The following is an 18,955-nucleotide window of genomic DNA, read 5'->3' as shown; positions in this document are numbered from 1 at the left end:
ACTACTTTAGCGTGTAAATTAAATCACTAATAACGTAAACACTCTGCCCTCCAATAGGCGGTCGATAGTCACCGTTGTAATAGTTGAACTTTGCTGAAAAACTAATATCTTTTTTCAGAACGTCTTTGTAATCACCGCATAGTATCCCGATAAATTGGCAATCGTATGTATTGTCTAACTTCGAAATGACACAATAGCTTTTCAACTCGTCAACATAAGCGATACTTCCATTGATATCTTTTAACTGGACAATAAACTCCGATGACTTGCATGGTTCAGATTGGGCATCGGTCGCCTTCCCCTTATATGAGCATAGTTTCTCAAAGTCACTAATCGCTACTTCCTTTTTTTGGCAGCACAGCAATAAAGCCGTTAGCCCAATTGAAATAAGAGTTTTCATAGTTTGTTCTTTTATGTTGCTTAAATCGTCACAGTTTTTCTTCGCTAGTTGAATTAGTCCCTCAAATTTTTGATAAGTAAATTTACAGTATTTTTTAGATTTCAAGATTAAGTGTTAAAGAAAACTTGGCTCTTTTGCTTGCTTTGGTGTCGCGCGGGAATGTGCGGCAAGCAAAAGTGCCAATGTTCGAAGCACCGAGTCTGTCCCGCGGCATTGTGCATAACGTGAGTATTTGCGTTCGAGCGGGGCTTCCGAAGCCGCGTGGTGTCCCCGACACCGAACGCAATAAAGATACGAAAACGTTGGATTACGCGTCAACCCCGCTTGACGCAAATACAGTTGTTGTGCGTCCGTTGCTTTCACTCTATTTTTATTTTCTCGTTGTCAAATATTATTGAATGAGCAATCCAGCAGTCCGACTTCTCAGTTCCAATTTCATGTCCGTTTACACAGACTTTGTTTAGTCCGTCTAAACCGTCTAGTCCACAGCAACCATTTAGTCTTGAAAGGTCAGGATGATTTTTGGAGTTTCTTAAGTCGTCCTTGTTAATAATTATTTGATTCTTGGTCCCTGAGTAATATTCTCCGTCACTTATGAAAAATTGTCCACGGTCGATGAAATCTTCTCCGTCCACTTCTTTCAATTGTCTAGGTGCTTGAACCTCTTTTAAGTCGTCCGTTAAATCAACGTCACAATATTTACATTTTACTCTCATCTGTCCCGAAGCAATGGCGCACAACGTTTGGCTTGTGGCAGGCGGGCAAATAAAAACCTTCGCCCTTTCCCACGTGATAAAGATAAACAAAGAACTACACACTTCAATGACGCACAGTCCCGCCCGCTTGCCACAAGCTATTGTTGCCAGCAGTGGGATGTCAACTGTAACTTGTCTGGATATAAACTTTGTTCTCTTTCCAGTCAATCCAAACCGTCCCGTAAAGAGCTTCTTCGGGAATAGAAACTTCAAACACGTCCACGGTGTCCAACGAGTCGTCAGGGGAAAACCATTTAGGCAGTCCGCTTTTTTTTGGTTTTGTTATCTCTTTCAATTCTCCTGTCTCTGGGTCTTTCGTAATGATTTTGAAGTCCATATCAACAGGTTTCCCTTTTTTCCTTAATTGCTTTGATTTTGTTAGCCAAGTCTTGATTTCGTCTTGTGTTGATTCATATGTCAGCCAGAACGTCCTCGAAAACATTCCTCCTTTAGTGTCAACTTGAATGTTTGATGAATTGTCGGGTAGCTTTGCAAGATGGCCGAACTCAAGTGCTACGCGAATTTTTTCTTGTCGGAGGTAAGTCTTTGTCCCTATGGTCAATGTCACGATTACCAGTCCAATGATTCCGATTTTTTTTTGTCGCTTAGTCAATTTCATTTTGATAACGTTAATCTTTCCGGCCCCATTGCTGGCAACGCTAAAGTTTGCGCAGTGGTGCGGTTTCGAAGCCGCGTCCTGTCCCCGATACCAAACGTTGAACGAAGATATAAACTTTGGGCTACACGTCAACGCACCATTGCGCAAAGCTTCTATGCTATAAAAAAGTAGGCGTCTAGGGAGAAAAGTAGTCCTTCACTAAATTAGCGAAGGCTACAAAATATATGTTTCAAATATCAACCCCTAAACGCCATGATTAAAGTTAAAGCAAATTTCGAAAACCAAAAAGTGTTTGTTGGATTAGATGTGCACAAACGCAGTTGGAACGCTGCCATTTTCCTTGGTGACCATTTCATCCGCAACATTCACCAACCCCCAAGCCCCAAGCTTTACAACACTTTCTCGCTACCAACTACCCGGGGGCACACTGCACCTGCGCTTATGAAAGTGGAAAGTTCGGCTTTTGGATCCAACGCCACTTCAAACAAATGGGCATTGACTGTCTGGTCGTCAACCCTGCCGATATACCCAGCACCCACAAGGACAACGTCTATAAAACCGATGCCCGCGATGCCCGAGGCATTGGCCAAGCCCTGAGCAGTGGCTTGCTAAGGGGCATCTTTGTGCCCGATAAAGAACAAGAAGCTGACCGCCAACTGGTCAGGCAACGAAAAAAATTATGGGCTGACCTGGTGCGTTGCAAAAACAGGATCAAAGCTTTCTTGGATTACATGGGGACCATTGTCCCTGCCCGTTTCGATAACCCTAACTGGAGCCTCAATTTCATCCGCTGGCTGCGGGGACTTGAATTTGAACATCCCGCCAGCAGGGTCACATTAAATTATCAGTTGGACGAATTGGAAGCCCTGCGAAAGCAAATGCTCAGCATCTGTAATGCCATCCGAAAGCTCATGAGGGGCAAGAAATACAATAACCTGTATTACTTGTTGCGCTCCGTGCCCGGCATTGGCCCGCTCACGGCCGCATCGCTGATCACCGAGATTGGGGACATCAACCGGTTTGAAGGTTTTTATCACCTCAACAGTTTCATAGGCTTGCTGCCCATGGAGCACAGCAGCGGGGAGAAAGAGATCCGCAGCAGGATAACCATTAGAAAGCACCGCCAATTGCGCAGCGATCTCATTGAGTGCGCCTGGACGGCCAAACGGACCGACCCCGCACTGGCATTATATTACACCGAACAAGTAAAAAAGGGAAAGAATGGAAAAGCGGCCATCGTCAAGGTGGCCCGCAAATTGGTAAGCCGCATCCGCTGCGTGTGGCGAACCAATCAGCCCTATCAATGTGCCGTGGTTAAATAGATTAGTCTAAAATTAAATTATTAAATAAATAACTTATCCGTTGCCTTAACAAAACAAAGATTAACAGCCAAAAGGCTGACTGGTACAACAAGCTGACTACAAAACAAAATTTGTCATCGTGACATACCCAAACAGCGAAGTATTGACTTCAGCAAAGCATGTAGCAGTTTGTTTATAAAATTATCAGTTTAATCAAAGAAGCTTGTAGTGCCAACCCTTGTGGTATCTACTCATAGGATGCTGGTAATGGATAATGAAAAAAAACTTGCAGATATGGAAACGTAAAACTAATTTTAAACGACCAACAGAATAACTTGAGAAGGCAGGGGGCTAAAACAACCTCTTGCTTTCAAAAGAAATTTACTTCTCGCTATTGACAACTATCCTATATACATAGGACATTTTGTTAGCGGGCGTTTTCATATACCCAGTTCTTTCTTTTTCTTTTTGATAAATTCTCCCATGTCGCTTATGTCCGTCACAAAGCCCGCTATATTAAAGTATTTTGGTTCTGTGTTAAACCATAAAATACTTTCGTTGCCCCTAGTTTTAATTTTATAAAGTGGTGGGTGAACAAACTGGATTTGCGAAATGCTTTCTACGTCCAACCAGTTAACGACAACGTCTTGTCCGTGGTGTTCAATTTGAATTGTCTGGTTACCAAGTTTTACAACTGCAAACTTGTCCTTAATGGCAATGAAAGTCAGGATAAAAAACAGTCCAAAAAGTCCAAGTATAGAAGTTACGAAAATGTCTCTAGTTCCTTTTTCGCCATTGATTGTCATTGAATCTGGCATGAACCAAGATGTCAAAGCGAGTACCAGGATTAAGAGTCCAACGAAAAGAAGTCCGTATTTAAAAAGTCGATAATATAATTTGTCACTTTGCATAAGCTGTCGTTTGGTACGTCCGCGAAAATGCCCGCTAACGTGAATATTTGCGATCGGGCGGGATTTTGAAACTACGTGCTGTCCCCAACACCAAACATAATAAAGATAACAAAACTTTGAATCACACGTCAACCCCGCCTGGCGCAAATATATTGTTGGCGGCCGTAACTACCTCACTCGTCTAAGCAATATTTCTTGCCCGTCAGTCCCTTTAAGTCTAATTGAGTCTTTAAGTTCTTTGATAGTCATTTTAAAAGCAAGTTGAGTCATATTGTCATCCATATAAACCGATTGTCTGTCGCCATTGATATTTTGAAATTCAGCAATGTTGAACCCATTGTTTTTTGGTTTCCAGCGTTGTCCATCCACATAGTTTTCAAAATTGACTATTAGATCTAGTGTGTCCGAGTAGAAACCAAGAGAGTCCAAGTCCACAACTTGAGATTTCCAAAAAGCCCTTTTTTCAATCCACGATGTTGTTGGCAAGATGCCGATATTTTCGGTCCTATTTGTTCTGATAGTGTCAGGATTTAAAACTAACAAGCTGTCAATAAATATTTTCTTTTTAACCGAATGTTCTATGTTTTGACTTGGGTGGTCAAATTCAAGTATGTCAGCCATGTGTTTAAATGAAAAATAAATAGGCATTATCATTAGTGGCCATTAAAAGCATTTAAAATGTTCTTTGAAATCTTGATTTACAAGGGTTTAGGCTCTTAAAATGACGGTGACGACTTGAGCCGTAGATTCGAGAAAAATCGAATTTATGTACTCTGGCAAATATGTTTTCTCTCAGATAAGTCTCTATTTGCCCTCGCGGATATTTGACCGTTGCGTGGACCGTTACAAAGGAAACCGATATGTAAAACATTTCACGTGTTGGAACCAGCTGATGTGTATGATGTTCGGTCAACTCTGTGGACGGGATAGCCTTCGGGATCTGCTCGTCAGCATAATCCCGCACAAGGCAAAGTTCTACCATTTGGGTTTTGGAAAAAGTGTGACCAGGTCAAACCTACAGCTTGCAAACGAGCAAAGGGACTACAGGATCTTTGAGGAATTTGCTTACGCGATGATCGATCGGGCAAGATCATGTTCGTTGCCCGATGCTGATTTCACTTTGGAAATCGCTGGGCCTGTTTACGCCTTTGATTCAACGCTCATCGATTTATGCCTTAGCGTTTTCTGGTGGGCTGAATTCCGCACAACAAAAGCGGCTGTTAAAATCCATACCCTCATTGATGTAAAAACTTCCATCCCATGCTTTGTCCATATCACTGATGGTGCAACCCATGATGTCCATGGCCTGGATGTCCTAAAATACGAAACAGGCGGTTTTTACGTACTGGATCGAGGATATGTAGATTTTAAAAGGTTGTTTAAGATCAATCAATGCGGGGCATACTTTGTAACGCGTGCCAAGGAGAACTTGGATTTTGTTCGCGTTAGTTCACGTAAAGTGAAAAAGAAAAAAGGTGTTCTCTGTGACCAGACCATCAATCTCAAAGGCTTCCATTCTTCAGAGAAATATCCAGTGCCTCTTCGCAGGATAAGGTTTATCGACAAGGGAACAGAAAAACGGTTCGTTTTCATTACCAACAATTTTACGCTTGCCCCAGAAGACATCGCGTTGCTTTACAAGTATCGATGGAAGATCGAACTTTTCTTCAAATGGATAAAGCAACACCTGAAAGTGAAATCCTTTTGGGGAACTTCACCTAATGCAGTAAAGGTTCAAATCTATACCGCCATCATCACCTATTGTTCAATAGTGATCGTGAAAAGCAAGCTCAAATCAACCCGTTCGAATTACGAAATATTGCAAATCCTCAGCGTTGCCTTGCTCGACAAAATCCCTTTGAAGGAACTCCTGTCAAACCCAAATTATCAAGATGTCAAAGAACAAAACTATATTCAATTAAATTTCGACCTGTTTTAACTGGCCACTAATGAGGCATTATAATAATTGTCGCGATAAACAGTCCCATGGCAATTAAGAAAAGTCGAAGCTTCATCTATCGTACATGTTATGGCCACCAACGATTTGTGCTTATGTCAGTAGCGGAATTTTGAAACTGCGCCTTGTCCCACAAGCACAACTAAATTTAAGAAAACAAAACGAACTTGCCAACACGTCACCCCGCTATTGCATAAGCACAGTGTTGGTGGCTGGCCCCAGTCCAGTCTAATTTTTTTGCCCTTTAATTTTATTCCTCCAGTTTAGCATGTCGGCATAAACTGAATTTGTTGAAGTCGTGTCACTGAGTATCTTGTCGTAAGACCAATGCTTTATGTCCATTAGATATTCTACCATCAACCTGCCTTTATAATAGTATTTCGGAGCTTCGCATGCTCCGTCTTCAATTAGAATCCATATGTCGCTCGCTTTGCTCTCAAGTTCAATATACCTGTCTATTTCATCTGTCAATCTGTAATCACTTGCTGTAAGTTTTGGTTGTCGTGCAATGTATTCAGGATATCCTTCAAGCTTCCACATTTCAGGATGACTAAGTGGATTAAATTTTAAGATTCCATATTTGTTTGCCTGCAAGCAATGAATCATTTCATGTGCTAACAGAGTTGTAAGATTTGCTTGACATTTTCCATGAAAAGTAGGAAAGAACAGATCTCTCTTCGCGTCAATTTCAACTTTTATTGTTACGTTATTGTCAGTCCCCCTAGCAGTTGGGCCGTGTCCCAATAACTTGTCGTCAAGTTCATTGAACAGGGAATTGTAAGCAAGTAAGATGTCGTATTTATAGTTAGGGTCGTTAATTTCGGATTTCTCAACCAGAGCCAGCGCATTGTCCAGAAGAGGAATGATGTCGCTGGTTATTTTATCATTGGAGTAGACAGAGAATTGTTTGTGCTCCACTTTGTTAGCAAATAATGGTTGCGGAAACAAAACAATTGTAAACAGTCCCGAAAAAGTAACAACAATTGCCAATGTCGTCACTGCTAGAATTCTCTTGATTGTCCTTTTCATATTAATGGGTATTTAGTTTGTTCGAAATTCATCTTGTTAACTCGGTCGTCCCAGGGCTTGCCACCAACGGCAATATTTGCGATCGGGCGGGAATTTGAAACTGCGTCCTGTCCCCGACACCGAACGGAATAAAGATAACAAACTTTGAACTACACGTCAACCCGCCTGGCGCAAATACATTGTTACCACCAGTGCAACTCACTTCTTTTTGAGTTCCTCAATCTGTCCCTTTGCGTAATTCTTAGCTTGGTCGTCCCCGTATTTAATTGTCAGCTCCTAGTACTTTATTGAATTTTTATAGTCCGCTTTTAACTTGTAAGCCTGAGCGATATTGCTTGATACAATGTAGTCGGTTGGCGCTAATTTCTCCGCTTTCAAAAGTGCCGTCAACGCTTTGTCGTACTCCTTTTTGATAAGGTAAACAATTGAAAGATTTGATAGACTTTCAACATGGTCGGGATAATATTTAAGAATGGTCTCTGCAATTTGGCGCATGTTGTCCAAAAGATCGTCATTGTTTGTATTGTAGAGTTGTAATTGATAAGTCTGAATTGAGCTTAACAAAAATTGCTTCGGGTCGTCCACCGGTTTATTATCAGTCCAAGTCCATTTGTTTTTTATTTTTTCTGAGTAGTCGATTGTCTTTAAGATTTCGTTTGTAAAATCTTTGAAGTCCTGTAACTCACCAAACATGTAAACTTTTCCAAAGCGAATATCAAGTCTTGTCGGATTTTTAAGAATTCCTTTGTCGGCATAGTCAAAACCTCTTCGAATTATTTTTGGATCATAATTTGAATTGCCATACATATAACCCACAGGTTCACTTTTTGAGGTGTCTTTGTCCATGATTTTGAAAACATTCTCACCCTTTGGATTATTGCCCAATTCAATGAAGTCCTTCTTACTTTTGGTTACATAGAAGTTGAAATATGCAACATAAAGTTCGGGGTCATTGCTGTCGGCCTTTTCCCATTTTTGCAAAAGTTGTCGTTGTCCTATTGTGTCTTGTTTTGACACGAGGTCAGCAAACCGTTGTTTAAACGTCTGCCCAAACGTTGGATTAAAAAATAAAGTCAGTCCGATTAAAACTGTTACTGTTGGTCTACTCATCAGCGTCTTTTTGCATTGGTGGTAACGTTTGGCTTGTGGCAGGCGGGCAACTAAAAACCTTCGTCCTGTCCCACGTGATAAAGATAAATAAAGAACTGCAAACTTCAATGACGCACAGACCCGCCCGCTTGCCACAAGCTTTTGTTGTGGGCAGTTGGAACTCCCGCTCCTTATGATTCTCCGTAATACAAGAAACCTCTCTTCTTTATGGTCAGCGAAAATTTAATACTCTCGAGTATGTCGTCAATTGTCGCCTGTTTAATTTCCAATTCGGAATCAATCGCGTCCTAAACGTTTTAAAAAGGAAGGGAAGTTTTTTAACTCAAAGTTACCTTTGAGGAGCACAAAAAAACTATCCCCCTTCCCATGTCAAACATAACCCTATTCTCCCAAATTATTTCTAAGCTGGATCGCAGAAAGTTTTCTGCACTGGTCGAGGAAAAGCAATCCGATAAGCACAACAAAGGTTTTAATAGCTGGACTCATTTGGTATCGATGTTGTTTTGTCAATTTGCAAAAAGCCAATCGGTGCGTGATATCAGCAATGGGCTCCGCTCGGCTACCGGCAATCTCAATCACCTGGGCATTGGCAAAGCCCCTTCCAAGTCAACCATCAGCTACCAGAACAAGCATCGCCCCTGGGAGCTTTTCAGGGATTACTACTTTTCACTGTTGGAAAGTTTAGGACAGCAGGCGCGCTTTAAGCAAGTGAAGTTCAAGATCAAGTCGAAGATTTTTCTGTTGGACCCCACCACCATCAGCCTTTGCCTGTCTTTGTTCGACTGGGCCAAGTACAAGACCGCGAAAGGCGCAGTGAAAATGCACACGCTGCTCGATTATGATGGCAATCTGCCGGCCTATGTAAACATTACCGATGGCAAAACCGCTGACAATAAAGGCGCATACGATGTGCCGTTGCTGAAGGGCAGTGTCATCGTGGCCGATCGGTTTTATAACGACTTCGCCCTGCTCAACATCTGGGACAGCAAGGGGGTATATTTTGTCATCCGCCACAAAGGGAACCTTCAGTACACTACCCTAAAAGAAAACGAGTTGCCTGAAAACCGCCACAACAACATCCTTAAAGACGAGATCATTGAACTAAAGAATACGGGCTCTAAAGAGAAGTACCCAAAAAAATTAAGACGGGTGGCACTTTGGGATGATGTCAATGGGCAGACCATAGAAATCATTACCAACCAACTCTCGTGGACTGCCTCCACAATTGGCGAACTCTACAAAAGCCGTTGGCAGATAGAAATATTCTTCCGCGAGATCAAACAACTGCTCCACATCAAAACATTTATAGGCACCACCGAAAATGCCGTGATGATACAAATATGGACTGCCTTGATAACCATTCTGGTACTGAAAGCCTTGAGGGCAATAGCCAAGTTCAACTGGCATTTGTCCAACTTGGTGGCCTTTATAAGGCTGAACATTTTTGTAAAGATAACCCTGCAAGATTGGCTTGACAAACCCTTCGAAGAACCACCTCAAACATCAACACCAATAACCATACAGGGGATACTATTCTGACAATCTTTAAAAACCATTACCTTGGAACTTGATTCCATTAATCCCAATTCCTGACCAAACGTTTAGGACACTATTGATTCGGAATCATAGTCAGGCTCAAAAACAACTGCCCAATGTCCCTTAAATTTTAAAATATTTTCAATTAAGTCTTTCAGCGCAAATCCAGTTTCTTCTTCTCTCTCGCCCAACAAATTCATTGCGTAAATCTCAAGCCCGTCTCCTTGTACTGAAATGCAAACCCAATTGTCTTTACTGTATTGTTTTGGAAGTCGTCTAAGGTGAGAAATAGGAACTGGTGTCTTTATTAGTTTAAAATTATTTCCAAAGCTACTCTCCAGAAGTCCTTGATCAAACTTAACTCCGCCCCAGTCCTTGGTCTTAAATTGGAAATCAATACAATCTAGCCGAATATTTTCAGGTATGATAAATTCGAAACCTAAATCTTTCAAGTTGGTCTTTAAATAATCCATTTGTCAACTCGTCAACGTCAAAGGTGTCCACCCAATTGCCCACAACGGTTAGCTTATTGCTGGCGGGCAATTAAAACCTGCGCCCTGTCCAACAAGATAAAGATAAATAAAGAACTACAAACTGCAATGACGCACTGTCCCGCCCGCTTGCAATAAGCTTTTGTTGGCTGTAGTTGCCGCATGTCCACACTTATATTTTTGTTTGTCTTTCGATTAGTCTAACTGCAACAAGTTCTCCATCAATAGTCTCACAGTCCACTATGTCCGATTGTTGAAATTCACTTAGGTTGTCCGATTCGATACCAAATATTTTATAAAGTCCGTTCATTAAATATTCAGATTGGAACGGTAAATGGCTGAGAATTTTGACAGGTTGTAAATATAGATTACTGTTTTGAATTTTGCATAGTTGAACTGAAACGGAAGCGGGCTCTGCTGAGGAGCAACCTGCCAGGGTTACGTTCAACCGACTGGAATGGTCAAGCCCTGCCTGAAGCGCAGGGCTTTTCTTTTGGATCATTCCAAGAGCTTTATGCCTTAAGAAAACCTTACGCTGCATAAGCCATCGGGGTTTGATAGTTGAGCGATTGATGTGGCCTTTCATGATTGTAATCATCGACCCATTTAGCAGTTACTTCATTGGCTTGTTCAATAGAGTGAAATAGATTCGCATCCAGTACATCTTCACGGTACGTTTTGTTGAACCGCTCAATGATGGCGTTCTGCTGTGGCTTTCCTTTCTGTATGCGGCTCCATTCTATATGGTTGTTTTGCATCCACAACTGAAACCGTTTGGAGCGAAACTCTGGGCCATTGTCAGTACGGACCTTAAGCGGTTTACCATAACGTTCAATAGCCAACTCCACTATTTCAATCACCCTTCGAGCTGGTAAGTTGAAATCGACCTCAATGCCTTTGCACTGTCGATTGAAATGATCGACAATGTTAAGTGTTCTAATCCTTCGCCCATTGCTCAGCGCATCGCTCATAAAGTCCATCGCCCATTCCTGGTTGGCTTTTAATGGAATAGAGATAGGATTAGAAGGATTGTCCTTGATACGCTTACGTGGCTTTTTGCTCAACGAAAAACCTTCGTTCTCATACACCCTGCGAATTTTACTATCTCCCATCCCGGGGTGCTTTTTCTGCACCAGTTTGATCACTTTCATTCTTCCTTTCCGACTGCTGCCAATAACTTCCTCTATCGCTTTTTTTACTACGGCATCTTTGGCGGGCATTCGCTTTTGGTAATACTTTTTGGTGCGCGAACACCCCACCAGCTTACACGCCTGAGCATGGCTCATCTGGTAGTGGCCTGCCAGATACTCCAAGCCGTGTTCTTTTTGATCAGGCGTTAAAACTTTTTTGTGAGCAAATCTTTAATGGCATCGATCTCTAAACTTTGGTTGGCCACAATCTTTTTCAGTCGAGAGTTTTCATACTCAAGCTCCTTAAGCCGTTTGAGTTCGTCCACCTTCATACCGACATACTTCCTTCGCCAGTTGTAAAACGTGGCTTCACTGATGCCGTGTTTGCGGCACACTTCGGAAACCTTCTGATCTTGCTGTGACTGTTCGTTGAGTATCCCAATAATCTGGGCCTCGGTAAAGCTCATCTTTTTCATTTGACTTGTTTTGTTAGGTTAAAATTAAAAAAACTCTACTTTTAACCTGTTCAAAAAAAGCAGCCTAGTACCTTGGCAACCAACTTCTAAATGAAGTTTCTCCCGAAAGGCGAATTGAAATTTGGAAGAATTCCTTTTTACAGATAGGACTGGAAGGCAGAGATGGAGAAATTAGTCATCCCTACAAGATATTATTGAAACTTGTTAACTCATTTCCGGGAATTGAGACAAAAAAATTAATGCTTGCATTAGAGGCTGAAAATGACTCAGATGAAGAGTTTGAAAGGATAACAAACCTTGCACAACTCAGTTACGAGCAAATTATTACCGATACTGGAACAAGTAGGTCAATGGCTGCAAATGCAGTTAAAATATTGCCTGGAATAGCAGAGCAATTAGGGGATATAATTAGAGAAAATAATAATACTTATCCTGTAGGTCAAATCATAATTACTGAAGATGAAGTAACGACAGAAGAACGACCTGATAGAAGGCAAAGAGCAGATTACAGAGAGACCAACGCAGGAGAAATAGCAAGAGACCCCAACTTAAATATTATTACATCAGTAACTGTTGATTATGCTGAGGCTATTCGGATTCGGCAAAGACGGTTAGCCGAACATCAAGAAATTGTCCGTTTGCTTGCTAACCTAAATGAGCAAAATGGTTTCAGACTTTATGAAGGAAAATTTGACTGCCTTGCAATAAAAAACGACACAGCAATGCTATATGAAGTAAAAACAATTCTTGCAAGTGCATCGGACGAAGAAAAACAAACCGTAAAGGGTGTTGGACAATTGAAGTATTACAAGTTTTCAATTGTTATTAGGCAAATGAGACAGGCAAATATCAAAGAAGCTATTGTGTTTTCAAGCAGACCTGAAACTGGAATTATTGAATTCTGTTCAGCAGAAAACATTTCAGTCATTTGGAGAGTTGGTGACGCATTTCAAATTTATAATATCAGGACAAATGCAGACGAAGTTTTCAACCCTGACAACTTACTATAATGCCAACGCATTTGCAGGCACATTTGCTTTTTTGCCAACGCTTGAACCAACACAAAAAAAGCAAAAGAGCCTGCAAGCAACCGCACAGGGATACTGCAAACCTGACACGACAGTCCTTCGACCGAAAAGAAGCACTACTGGTTACACACGTTTGGCGCAATGGGGGCTAACTCCGTTCATAGAAAGTTTGTGCTTCTATTGTAAATTCGTGCTGGTTGACAATTTAGTTTTCCAAAATCCCCCACTGCGCCAAGCGTGGGAACGTTATGCGCAAGCCCCGCGGACGCGCAGGATTTTGCGACCGCAAAACAAAATTCATCCCGCGCCTTTGCTTATTTGTTTTGCAGCTTTTCAAATTGGTTCACCATTGCGTGGGGAAGGTGACGCGGTCGGCAATTTCTTCACCGCGCCACGCTTCACGGCTCCGGGACAGGGACACAGGCGCACCCGCCACGTTGGACGGTTTTTCGGCCCCTGAACAGTTTCTGGGGCTGTTCGCATAACAAAAAGTTTATGCCAGCTGCGGGGTCGGTGCGGTTATTCGGTTTGTTTTTCTTAATTTAGCTCTGCCACGTGCGACAGGGACGCGCTCCGAAGACCGCAGCCGTCACAAACTTGGCCGTTGTGGGCAATATTTTTAAGAACATGAGTGCTTCGAACAGTAAAGACGAAAATGGTTCTGGGACATTATACAACAGTCACGTGGGACAACGAGCAAGATTAGTCACGACCGACAGATAAAAAACCTTACGAAGATTCTATCCACGCACGACAAGGCGGACGTTCTAGAATTTGATAGACTGTTTCGTGACTTGCTTTCTAAAAGTTACAACTGGGACTTATGGGGAGCGGCTTACATAATCAACGGTGGTTGCTCGGACGACACGTTTGACTATTTTAGATCTTGGCTAATCGGACAAGGAGAAAGTATTTTTTACAAAAGCATTGAAAGCCCTGAGACTTTGATTGGTGTATTGAAACCAAAAGAAGAGTACGAATGGGAAGGACTTGAGTACTGTGCAATTGATGCTTACGAAAAAAAGACCGGAGAAGAATTTAGGCTGCCCGACAACCCAGGTGACAATGAAAAAAATGTAACAGAACCCACTGGACGAAAATGGGACGAGAATGAATTGCCGACTCGATTCCCCAAGCTTTGGAAGGTCTTCTCTGAACATACAGAATACGAGTCTGAGAGAATAAGACCCAAGAAAATTGACCCATCAAAGATTGGAGCGACTTTTAATTCCATAGAAATTCCTAGAGCTGAATTCTGGATAAATGAACTAAGAAAGAAAGGTCATGACGTGACCTTGAGATTACTTGGAGAGCTTGAGACAAACCCTGAAAAACTAAAAACAGAAAATTATGCAGGCTACCTGTTACAACTCAAGTCTAGACTGACAAAGAATGGAATGGGTATTTTAATAAAGGGGATTGAAAAATTAAACGGACAGGTGAAAATTGAATTTGAGACCTTTGACAAGAAACTTTCAAATATTTTTAAAGACCTGAGTTTAGTATTGGCAGACCTGCCAGCAGCGACATTGTGGACTGGAAATGTAGAGTTTTCAAAGCAAGACTGGCTGGACTTTTTAGAAACGGGAAAAATAAAGTCGGGGTAAAAATACTGCCCACAACACTGTATTTGCGTCAAGCGGGGTTGACGCGTAATCCAACGTTTTCGTATCTTTAATGCGTTCGGTGTCGGGGACAGGACGCGGCTTCGAAACCGCACCACTGCGCAAACACAAACGTGTGTGTCTTGAACAAAGTCCAGTTGTAAGGACGATGATGCTGTACAAGAGATGGAAGGCTTCTCAATTAGATTACCCCCGTGTGGAAGTCGAGCGAACCGAACTGGCCAACGAATAATTTAAGATAGAAGGAAAGGACTTCCGCAGACGCCTATCAGAAGGAGTTTGCAAATCACCTTATGCTGCTAAAAGTAGAAATGCTTTTGGTGGTGAACGATAAGGAAAAATGGGAACAAAGATTCCCGAAGATGCGTGTTGAAGAGTTGAATAGAGTGAATTCGCGACTGACGCCTCGTAATGTTAAAGAAGCGATGGTGAAAGCAGGTGGTTACGTTTACGCCTGTTAAGAGTGTCAAGGGCGATCTGATTACCGATGACATACCATCCGGGGTAAAGCGAACAAGACTTCAACATAGGCTTTTGTATGGAACAAGAGAAGTTGCTATCGTATCGATGAGCAGAAAAGCCATTGATCGTGTAAGGGTAACACGAGATAGCAGTGACGGACTAAGTTGTAGTAGTTGAGAAGTTGCCGAAAGGCAATGGAGCGAAGGACTTAGCCTGTTTGGTTTCAGATCTAACGACAACCAGCAATGGGAAGATTTTTTAATTTGAAACGAGATCACAGCCAAGCAATTGGTATATCCATAATGTAGAAATACATTTGTGATTAAACAGGAAGAGCCGTATGAAGGGAGACTTTCACGTACGGTTCCGTGAGAACCTAAGGGTGAAACTCCCTTGGGTGACTCGACTACCGCCAATGCCCCGAGCCCGCAGACAGTGACGACCAAATTTAAAAATTATTGTTACGCAGACAAGAAATTAATTGGTTGACAGTCAGACACTAAAGACTCTAGTACAGGATAAAATTCGGGTCTATAAACTCCGAGATTTGATTAAATTTGAGGAATGATTAATGAAAAAGCACCTACCCAACAACCTTTGGCAGAAGTCTTTGGGTTTCCTATAGATAACGAGTCGGAAAGAGCAAAGCGGTATAGAGACAATAAGCTTTGTCCATTCAATAACATAGTTTCCAACTGCACTAAAAATAGTATAGAGTTCCCTTTAGGAGTTTGCAGCTTACATCATAAAGGAAAACCTGTTATCATTTGCCCAATAAGATTTAGGGAAGACTGGAGTATTATTAGCGATGCCGCTGATTTCATTTTTGACAAAAAGGCAACATGGACACATGTGGGTGAAGTTCGCCTAAAAGATAAACATGGTAAATCAGCAGGTAATATTGACTACGTTCTCGTTTCATATGACGACAAAGGTCGTGTTGTCGATTTTGGTTCGTTAGAGGTTCAAGCAGTTTACATTTCGGGAAATTTAACAGGGCCTTTTACAGCTTATTTAGAAAATCCTTCGCCCGATTTTGCTTGGACTCAAGCGTTTAAGTTTCCAAAGCCGGACTATCTTTCATCATCAAGAAAAAGACTCATTCCTCAAATAATTGCGAAAGGTTCTATCTTAAAACAGTGGAAGAAAAAGCAAGTTGTTGCTCTCCAAACTAGTTTTTACAACACTCTACCAGAATTACCAGAGTTTGACAAAGCTGAATCTGATTTTGCTTTTTTCCTCTATGATCTTGTTCCAGTAAAGAAGAGCAAAACCCGAGAGCTAAAACTACAAAGAGTAGTTTATACCAAGTTTGCAAAAGCCTTAGAACAGATCGCAAAATTTGAAGCGGGTTCAATAAAAGAGTTTACTAAAATACTTCAGAAGAAACTTGATGCAAAGCGAGCTGGAAAGACTGACCCTGACAATCTTGAAAACATTGTTGCGGAATGAGAAGTCAACTAAATATTTTTGACATTCCAGAAACTCCGACAGGAGGTGCAGTAATAAATGTCGCCTCAGTTCCACAGCGAAGTCCATTCAGATATCCAGGTGGAAAGACATGGTTAATTCCAACGGTTAGACAATGGTTAAAACAAAATCATAAATCGGCAAACATTTTAATTGAACCATTTGCTGGCGGTGGCATTGTTAGTTTGACAGCTGCATTTGAGAAATTGGCTGACCACATAACAATGGTCGAGATGGACGAAGAAATTGCTGCCGTATGGGAAGTAATGTTAAACGGAAAAAATAAGTGGCTCGCGGAGAAGATATTGAAATTTGACCTTAATCATGAAAACGTTAAGTTAGAATTCGACAAGCCCAATAAGAAAATTCATGACGTTGCGTTTTGTACAATCCTGAAAAACAGAATCTTTCATGGAGGCATTCTTGCCAAAGGTTCAGGAATGATAAAAAACGGAGAAAACGGAAAAGGAATTTCTTCTCGTTGGTATCCGAAGACACTACACGACAGAATAATTGCAATTGACTATGTGAAGAGTAAAATAGATTTTATAAATGGAGACGCCTTTGAAATATTAGAAGATAGTAGAGACAACCCAAGCGCTTATTTCTTCATTGACCCTCCTTACACAGTTGCAGGAAAACGTCTTTACACTCACTTTGACATTGACCACGAAAAACTATTTTACTTGACGTCAAAGCTGAAGGGTAAGTATATGTTGACATATGACGATACTTCTGAAATAAGACATCTCGCCTTTAAATACAATTTGGACTTCAGGACAATTCCAATGAAGACGACACATCATTTAGAGAAAAATGAAATTATTATTTCTGACAACTTTGATTGGTGGACATCAAACAACGACTGACATGAAGGAAGGGCACTGGCGGTAACACTGTATTTGCGTCAAGCGGGGTTGACGCGTAATCCAACGTTTTCGTATCTTTAATGCGTTCGGTGTCGGGGACAGGACGCGGCTTCGAAAGCCCGCTCGAACGCAAATACTCACGTTAGCTGCCATTTTTGAACAGACCTATGTCACCACGACAACTTATTACCATAACAGTAGCTTCGATCACCTTTATACTGTTGACTTCTTGCAGACAATCCAATATTGACGGAGTTATAATCGGCAACACATTATTTGAAAATCAGGACTACCCAACCAATAAGCGATTTTGCAACATTATAAATCGGACACTTGAAAAAGACCAGCAAGCTTTAATTGAACTAACTGAGTTTTCGTGTGGTGGGGCTGCTGGTTGCTATGACCTCGGTTATGTTTTGACGCAAGTAATTAACAGAATAGGAGAACAGGAATTTATTAAACTAATAAACGGGCTGACCGAAAAACAGAAAAACGAAATTAAGGGTATCTCTAAAAACCCTACGAAGTTATCTATAAATTTTGTTTCTTGAGAAAAAGGAGAAAATAGATGAAAAATAAATCGAGAGGATTATTTGATGAGCAGTTTCGGTTGGATAAAATCGGTAAGCAAAACGACCCATTGTTAAAATTGCAAGCCCACATTGACTTTGAGATTTTCCGCAAACCCTTGGAGGCACATTTTGAATCGGGAAAAGACAGAAGCCAGGGCGGTCGCCCTTCCTTTGATTATCTGATGATGTTCAAAATATTGATTTTGCAGCGCTATTATGATTTAAGCGATGACGGCACGGAATATGCGGTTTTAGATCGTTTATCGTTCATGCGTTTTTTAGGGTTGACCATATCTGATACGGTGCCCGATGCCAAAACAATCTGGAACTTTAAAAATGAACTTGCCAAAGGCAAGATGGTGGAGAAATTGTTTTCCTTGCTGGATAAAACCTTGAGCCAACGGGGTGTAATTCTTAACAAAGGCCGAATGATAGATGCCTCCATTGTGGAAGTCCCTATTCAACGAAACAGCCGCGATGAGAACCAACAACTCAATGAGGGGATTATTCCCCCAGATTGGAAAGATAAAGAAAACAAGCTACGCCAGAAAGATATTGATGCCAAAGGGTGCATTTCAAATTGACGCGGTTAAGCTGCGGCTTTAAATTCAGTTTGTACGAGTTTAACTACTTTGTCCCATTGGCCATTCATGTGCGTTACGCGTAAGTTGAGCATGTTCTGTGCTCCTCTCTTGGTCCAGCGCTGTCCGGAGAGTTTAAGTCGCTTTTGCACCACGGTTCGATGAGCGGATTCAATGGCGCCTGAACCAATAAGGCCGCAACCTATTTGTAAATATTTTTTATAGTCCATTCTGTCTTTATTGGCTTGATAGCAGTCCAAAATTTTTCTGGCTTGTGGATGGCCGGGTAATAATTCCCTGATGGTATCCATTACCCGATCCACTTCACTGTTCAACAGAAGTTTTTTTTGTGCCTCGGTCCACTGTTGTGCCTTTTGGGGTCAGCATTAAAAGTTGGGGAGTAAGTCTTATCAAACCATATCTAAACATTTAAAAATCCAATTGTAATAATAGTGATGTTGGAATGTGGGTAACTCCCACACAGTCAAACCTTTGAAAGAGCCAAAAACCAATCTGTGGAGTTATCCACATTTCAATATCAACCCATTTTTATAAAAGCTCGTTAGTGCCTTTACTCCCCAACTTTTGAATGTGATCCGCCTTTTGCCTGTCCTTGAAACATGATTCCGAAAA

The 18,955-nt window shown here is 41.4% G+C and carries 20 protein-coding genes and 2 pseudogenes; 10 read left to right on the top strand and 12 right to left on the bottom strand.

Annotation, left to right across the window (positions count from 1 at the left end):
- Position 1 precedes the first annotated feature (1 nt).
- The 3 genes from KA713_09015 to KA713_09005 all read right to left on the bottom strand — a co-directional run bounded on the left by KA713_09015 (position 2) and on the right by KA713_09005 (position 1,774).
- Positions 2–400: a hypothetical protein gene (locus tag KA713_09015; GenBank protein UXE68688.1), complete on the bottom strand. Its 399-nt coding sequence runs from the start codon at positions 398–400 to the stop codon at positions 2–4.
- A gap of 359 nt (positions 401–759) precedes the next feature.
- On the bottom strand, positions 760–1,116 hold the full coding sequence (locus KA713_09010) for a hypothetical protein (protein UXE68687.1): 357 nt from the start codon (positions 1,114–1,116) through the stop codon (positions 760–762).
- Between the two features lie 160 nt (positions 1,117–1,276).
- Positions 1,277–1,774, bottom strand: a complete 498-nt coding sequence (locus KA713_09005; protein UXE68686.1) for a hypothetical protein — start codon at positions 1,772–1,774, stop codon at positions 1,277–1,279.
- Positions 1,775–2,151: 377 nt separating this feature from the next.
- Between KA713_09005 and KA713_09000 the strand changes: the two are divergent.
- A pseudogene (locus tag KA713_09000) lies at positions 2,152–3,096 on the top strand (IS110 family transposase).
- Between the two features lie 419 nt (positions 3,097–3,515).
- Here the strand turns inward: KA713_09000 and KA713_08995 are convergent.
- The gene (locus KA713_08995) at positions 3,516–3,986 is read right to left on the bottom strand and encodes a hypothetical protein (GenBank protein UXE68685.1); all 471 of its coding nucleotides are present in this window, start codon (positions 3,984–3,986) and stop codon (positions 3,516–3,518) included.
- Positions 3,987–4,154: 168 nt separating this feature from the next.
- Positions 4,155–4,640 (bottom strand): hypothetical protein, encoded by a 486-nt coding sequence (locus KA713_08990; protein UXE68684.1) that lies wholly within the window; start codon positions 4,638–4,640, stop codon positions 4,155–4,157.
- A 112-nt stretch (positions 4,641–4,752) separates the two neighbouring features.
- Here KA713_08990 and KA713_08985 point away from each other — a divergent pair, with 112 nt between their 5' ends.
- Positions 4,753–5,925 carry an IS4 family transposase gene (locus KA713_08985; GenBank protein ID UXE68683.1) on the top strand — a complete coding sequence of 391 codons (1,173 nt, stop codon included), beginning with the start codon at positions 4,753–4,755 and terminating at the stop codon, positions 5,923–5,925.
- A 246-nt stretch (positions 5,926–6,171) separates the two neighbouring features.
- Here KA713_08985 and KA713_08980 read toward each other — a convergent pair whose 3' ends face one another.
- Positions 6,172–6,972: a hypothetical protein gene (locus KA713_08980; protein UXE68682.1), complete on the bottom strand. Its 801-nt coding sequence runs from the start codon at positions 6,970–6,972 to the stop codon at positions 6,172–6,174.
- Between the two features lie 198 nt (positions 6,973–7,170).
- Positions 7,171–8,082 (bottom strand): annotated as a pseudogene (locus tag KA713_08975) (tetratricopeptide repeat protein).
- 366 nt (positions 8,083–8,448) lie between these two features.
- On the opposite strand from KA713_08975, the gene KA713_08970 reads away from it, so the two are divergent.
- Complete coding sequence (locus KA713_08970; GenBank protein UXE68681.1) at positions 8,449–9,621, top strand: IS4 family transposase; 1,173 nt, start codon at positions 8,449–8,451, stop codon at positions 9,619–9,621.
- Between the two features lie 62 nt (positions 9,622–9,683).
- Here the strand turns inward: KA713_08970 and KA713_08965 are convergent, their stop codons facing one another.
- The 4 genes from KA713_08965 to KA713_08950 form a co-directional block, all read right to left on the bottom strand.
- Complete coding sequence (locus KA713_08965; GenBank protein UXE68680.1) at positions 9,684–10,091, bottom strand: hypothetical protein; 408 nt, start codon at positions 10,089–10,091, stop codon at positions 9,684–9,686.
- A gap of 190 nt (positions 10,092–10,281) precedes the next feature.
- Positions 10,282–10,611, bottom strand: a complete 330-nt coding sequence (locus KA713_08960) for a hypothetical protein (protein ID UXE68679.1) — start codon at positions 10,609–10,611, stop codon at positions 10,282–10,284.
- Positions 10,612–10,639: 28 nt separating this feature from the next.
- Positions 10,640–11,422, bottom strand: coding sequence for an IS3 family transposase (locus tag KA713_08955; GenBank protein ID UXE68678.1), 783 nt, complete (start codon positions 11,420–11,422; stop codon positions 10,640–10,642).
- Between the two features lie 23 nt (positions 11,423–11,445).
- Positions 11,446–11,715 (bottom strand): transposase, encoded by a 270-nt coding sequence (locus tag KA713_08950; GenBank protein ID UXE68677.1) that lies wholly within the window; start codon positions 11,713–11,715, stop codon positions 11,446–11,448.
- A 194-nt stretch (positions 11,716–11,909) separates the two neighbouring features.
- On the opposite strand from KA713_08950, the gene KA713_08945 reads away from it, so the two are divergent.
- From KA713_08945 to KA713_08915, 7 genes are all read left to right on the top strand, one after another.
- Complete coding sequence (locus KA713_08945) at positions 11,910–12,725, top strand: hypothetical protein (protein ID UXE68676.1); 816 nt, start codon at positions 11,910–11,912, stop codon at positions 12,723–12,725.
- A 686-nt stretch (positions 12,726–13,411) separates the two neighbouring features.
- Complete coding sequence (locus KA713_08940) at positions 13,412–14,350, top strand: DUF4240 domain-containing protein (protein UXE69087.1); 939 nt, start codon at positions 13,412–13,414, stop codon at positions 14,348–14,350.
- 311 nt (positions 14,351–14,661) lie between these two features.
- A complete protein-coding gene (locus KA713_08935) occupies positions 14,662–14,829 on the top strand; it encodes a hypothetical protein (protein UXE68675.1) in 168 nt (55 codons plus the stop codon).
- 565 nt (positions 14,830–15,394) lie between these two features.
- Positions 15,395–16,282 carry a hypothetical protein gene (locus KA713_08930; GenBank protein ID UXE68674.1) on the top strand — a complete coding sequence of 296 codons (888 nt, stop codon included), beginning with the start codon at positions 15,395–15,397 and terminating at the stop codon, positions 16,280–16,282.
- Complete coding sequence (locus tag KA713_08925; GenBank protein UXE68673.1) at positions 16,279–17,169, top strand: DNA adenine methylase; 891 nt, start codon at positions 16,279–16,281, stop codon at positions 17,167–17,169. The genes KA713_08930 and KA713_08925 overlap by 4 nt, the downstream gene beginning before the upstream one ends.
- Positions 17,170–17,336: 167 nt before the next feature.
- Positions 17,337–17,720 (top strand): hypothetical protein, encoded by a 384-nt coding sequence (locus KA713_08920; protein ID UXE68672.1) that lies wholly within the window; start codon positions 17,337–17,339, stop codon positions 17,718–17,720.
- Between the two features lie 17 nt (positions 17,721–17,737).
- Positions 17,738–18,325 (top strand): transposase, encoded by a 588-nt coding sequence (locus tag KA713_08915; GenBank protein ID UXE68671.1) that lies wholly within the window; start codon positions 17,738–17,740, stop codon positions 18,323–18,325.
- 5 nt (positions 18,326–18,330) lie between these two features.
- Here KA713_08915 and KA713_08910 read toward each other — a convergent pair whose 3' ends face one another.
- Positions 18,331–18,657, bottom strand: coding sequence for a hypothetical protein (locus tag KA713_08910; protein UXE68670.1), 327 nt, complete (start codon positions 18,655–18,657; stop codon positions 18,331–18,333).
- Positions 18,658–18,955 lie beyond the last annotated feature (298 nt).

The sequence above is a fragment of the Chryseotalea sp. WA131a genome (assembly GCA_025370075.1).
GTDB lineage: Bacteria > Bacteroidota > Bacteroidia > Cytophagales > Cyclobacteriaceae > ELB16-189.
Note: the sequence above shows the minus strand (reverse complement) of the source record. Positions and strands in the feature narration are given on the sequence as shown.

Bases quoted from the DNA above. Each gene is read 5' to 3' on its own strand.
- KA713_09005 (UXE68686.1), bottom strand. From the start codon at position 1,774: ATGAAATTGACTAAGCGACAAAAAAAAATCGGAATCATTGGACTGGTA.
- KA713_08915 (UXE68671.1), top strand. From the start codon at position 17,738: ATGAAAAATAAATCGAGAGGATTATTTGATGAGCAGTTTCGGTTGGAT.
- KA713_08995 (UXE68685.1), bottom strand. From the start codon at position 3,986: ATGCAAAGTGACAAATTATATTATCGACTTTTTAAATACGGACTTCTT.
- KA713_08935 (UXE68675.1), top strand. From the start codon at position 14,662: ATGCTGCTAAAAGTAGAAATGCTTTTGGTGGTGAACGATAAGGAAAAA.
- KA713_08970 (UXE68681.1), top strand. From the start codon at position 8,449: ATGTCAAACATAACCCTATTCTCCCAAATTATTTCTAAGCTGGATCGC.
- KA713_08965 (UXE68680.1), bottom strand. From the start codon at position 10,091: ATGGATTATTTAAAGACCAACTTGAAAGATTTAGGTTTCGAATTTATC.
- KA713_08980 (UXE68682.1), bottom strand. From the start codon at position 6,972: ATGAAAAGGACAATCAAGAGAATTCTAGCAGTGACGACATTGGCAATT.
- KA713_08985 (UXE68683.1), top strand. From the start codon at position 4,753: ATGTACTCTGGCAAATATGTTTTCTCTCAGATAAGTCTCTATTTGCCC.
- KA713_08950 (UXE68677.1), bottom strand. From the start codon at position 11,715: ATGAAAAAGATGAGCTTTACCGAGGCCCAGATTATTGGGATACTCAAC.
- KA713_08925 (UXE68673.1), top strand. From the start codon at position 16,279: ATGAGAAGTCAACTAAATATTTTTGACATTCCAGAAACTCCGACAGGA.
- KA713_09010 (UXE68687.1), bottom strand. From the start codon at position 1,116: ATGAGAGTAAAATGTAAATATTGTGACGTTGATTTAACGGACGACTTA.
- KA713_08930 (UXE68674.1), top strand. From the start codon at position 15,395: ATGATTAATGAAAAAGCACCTACCCAACAACCTTTGGCAGAAGTCTTT.
- KA713_08990 (UXE68684.1), bottom strand. From the start codon at position 4,640: ATGATAATGCCTATTTATTTTTCATTTAAACACATGGCTGACATACTT.
- KA713_08920 (UXE68672.1), top strand. From the start codon at position 17,337: ATGTCACCACGACAACTTATTACCATAACAGTAGCTTCGATCACCTTT.
- KA713_09015 (UXE68688.1), bottom strand. From the start codon at position 400: ATGAAAACTCTTATTTCAATTGGGCTAACGGCTTTATTGCTGTGCTGC.
- KA713_08960 (UXE68679.1), bottom strand. From the start codon at position 10,611: ATGATCCAAAAGAAAAGCCCTGCGCTTCAGGCAGGGCTTGACCATTCC.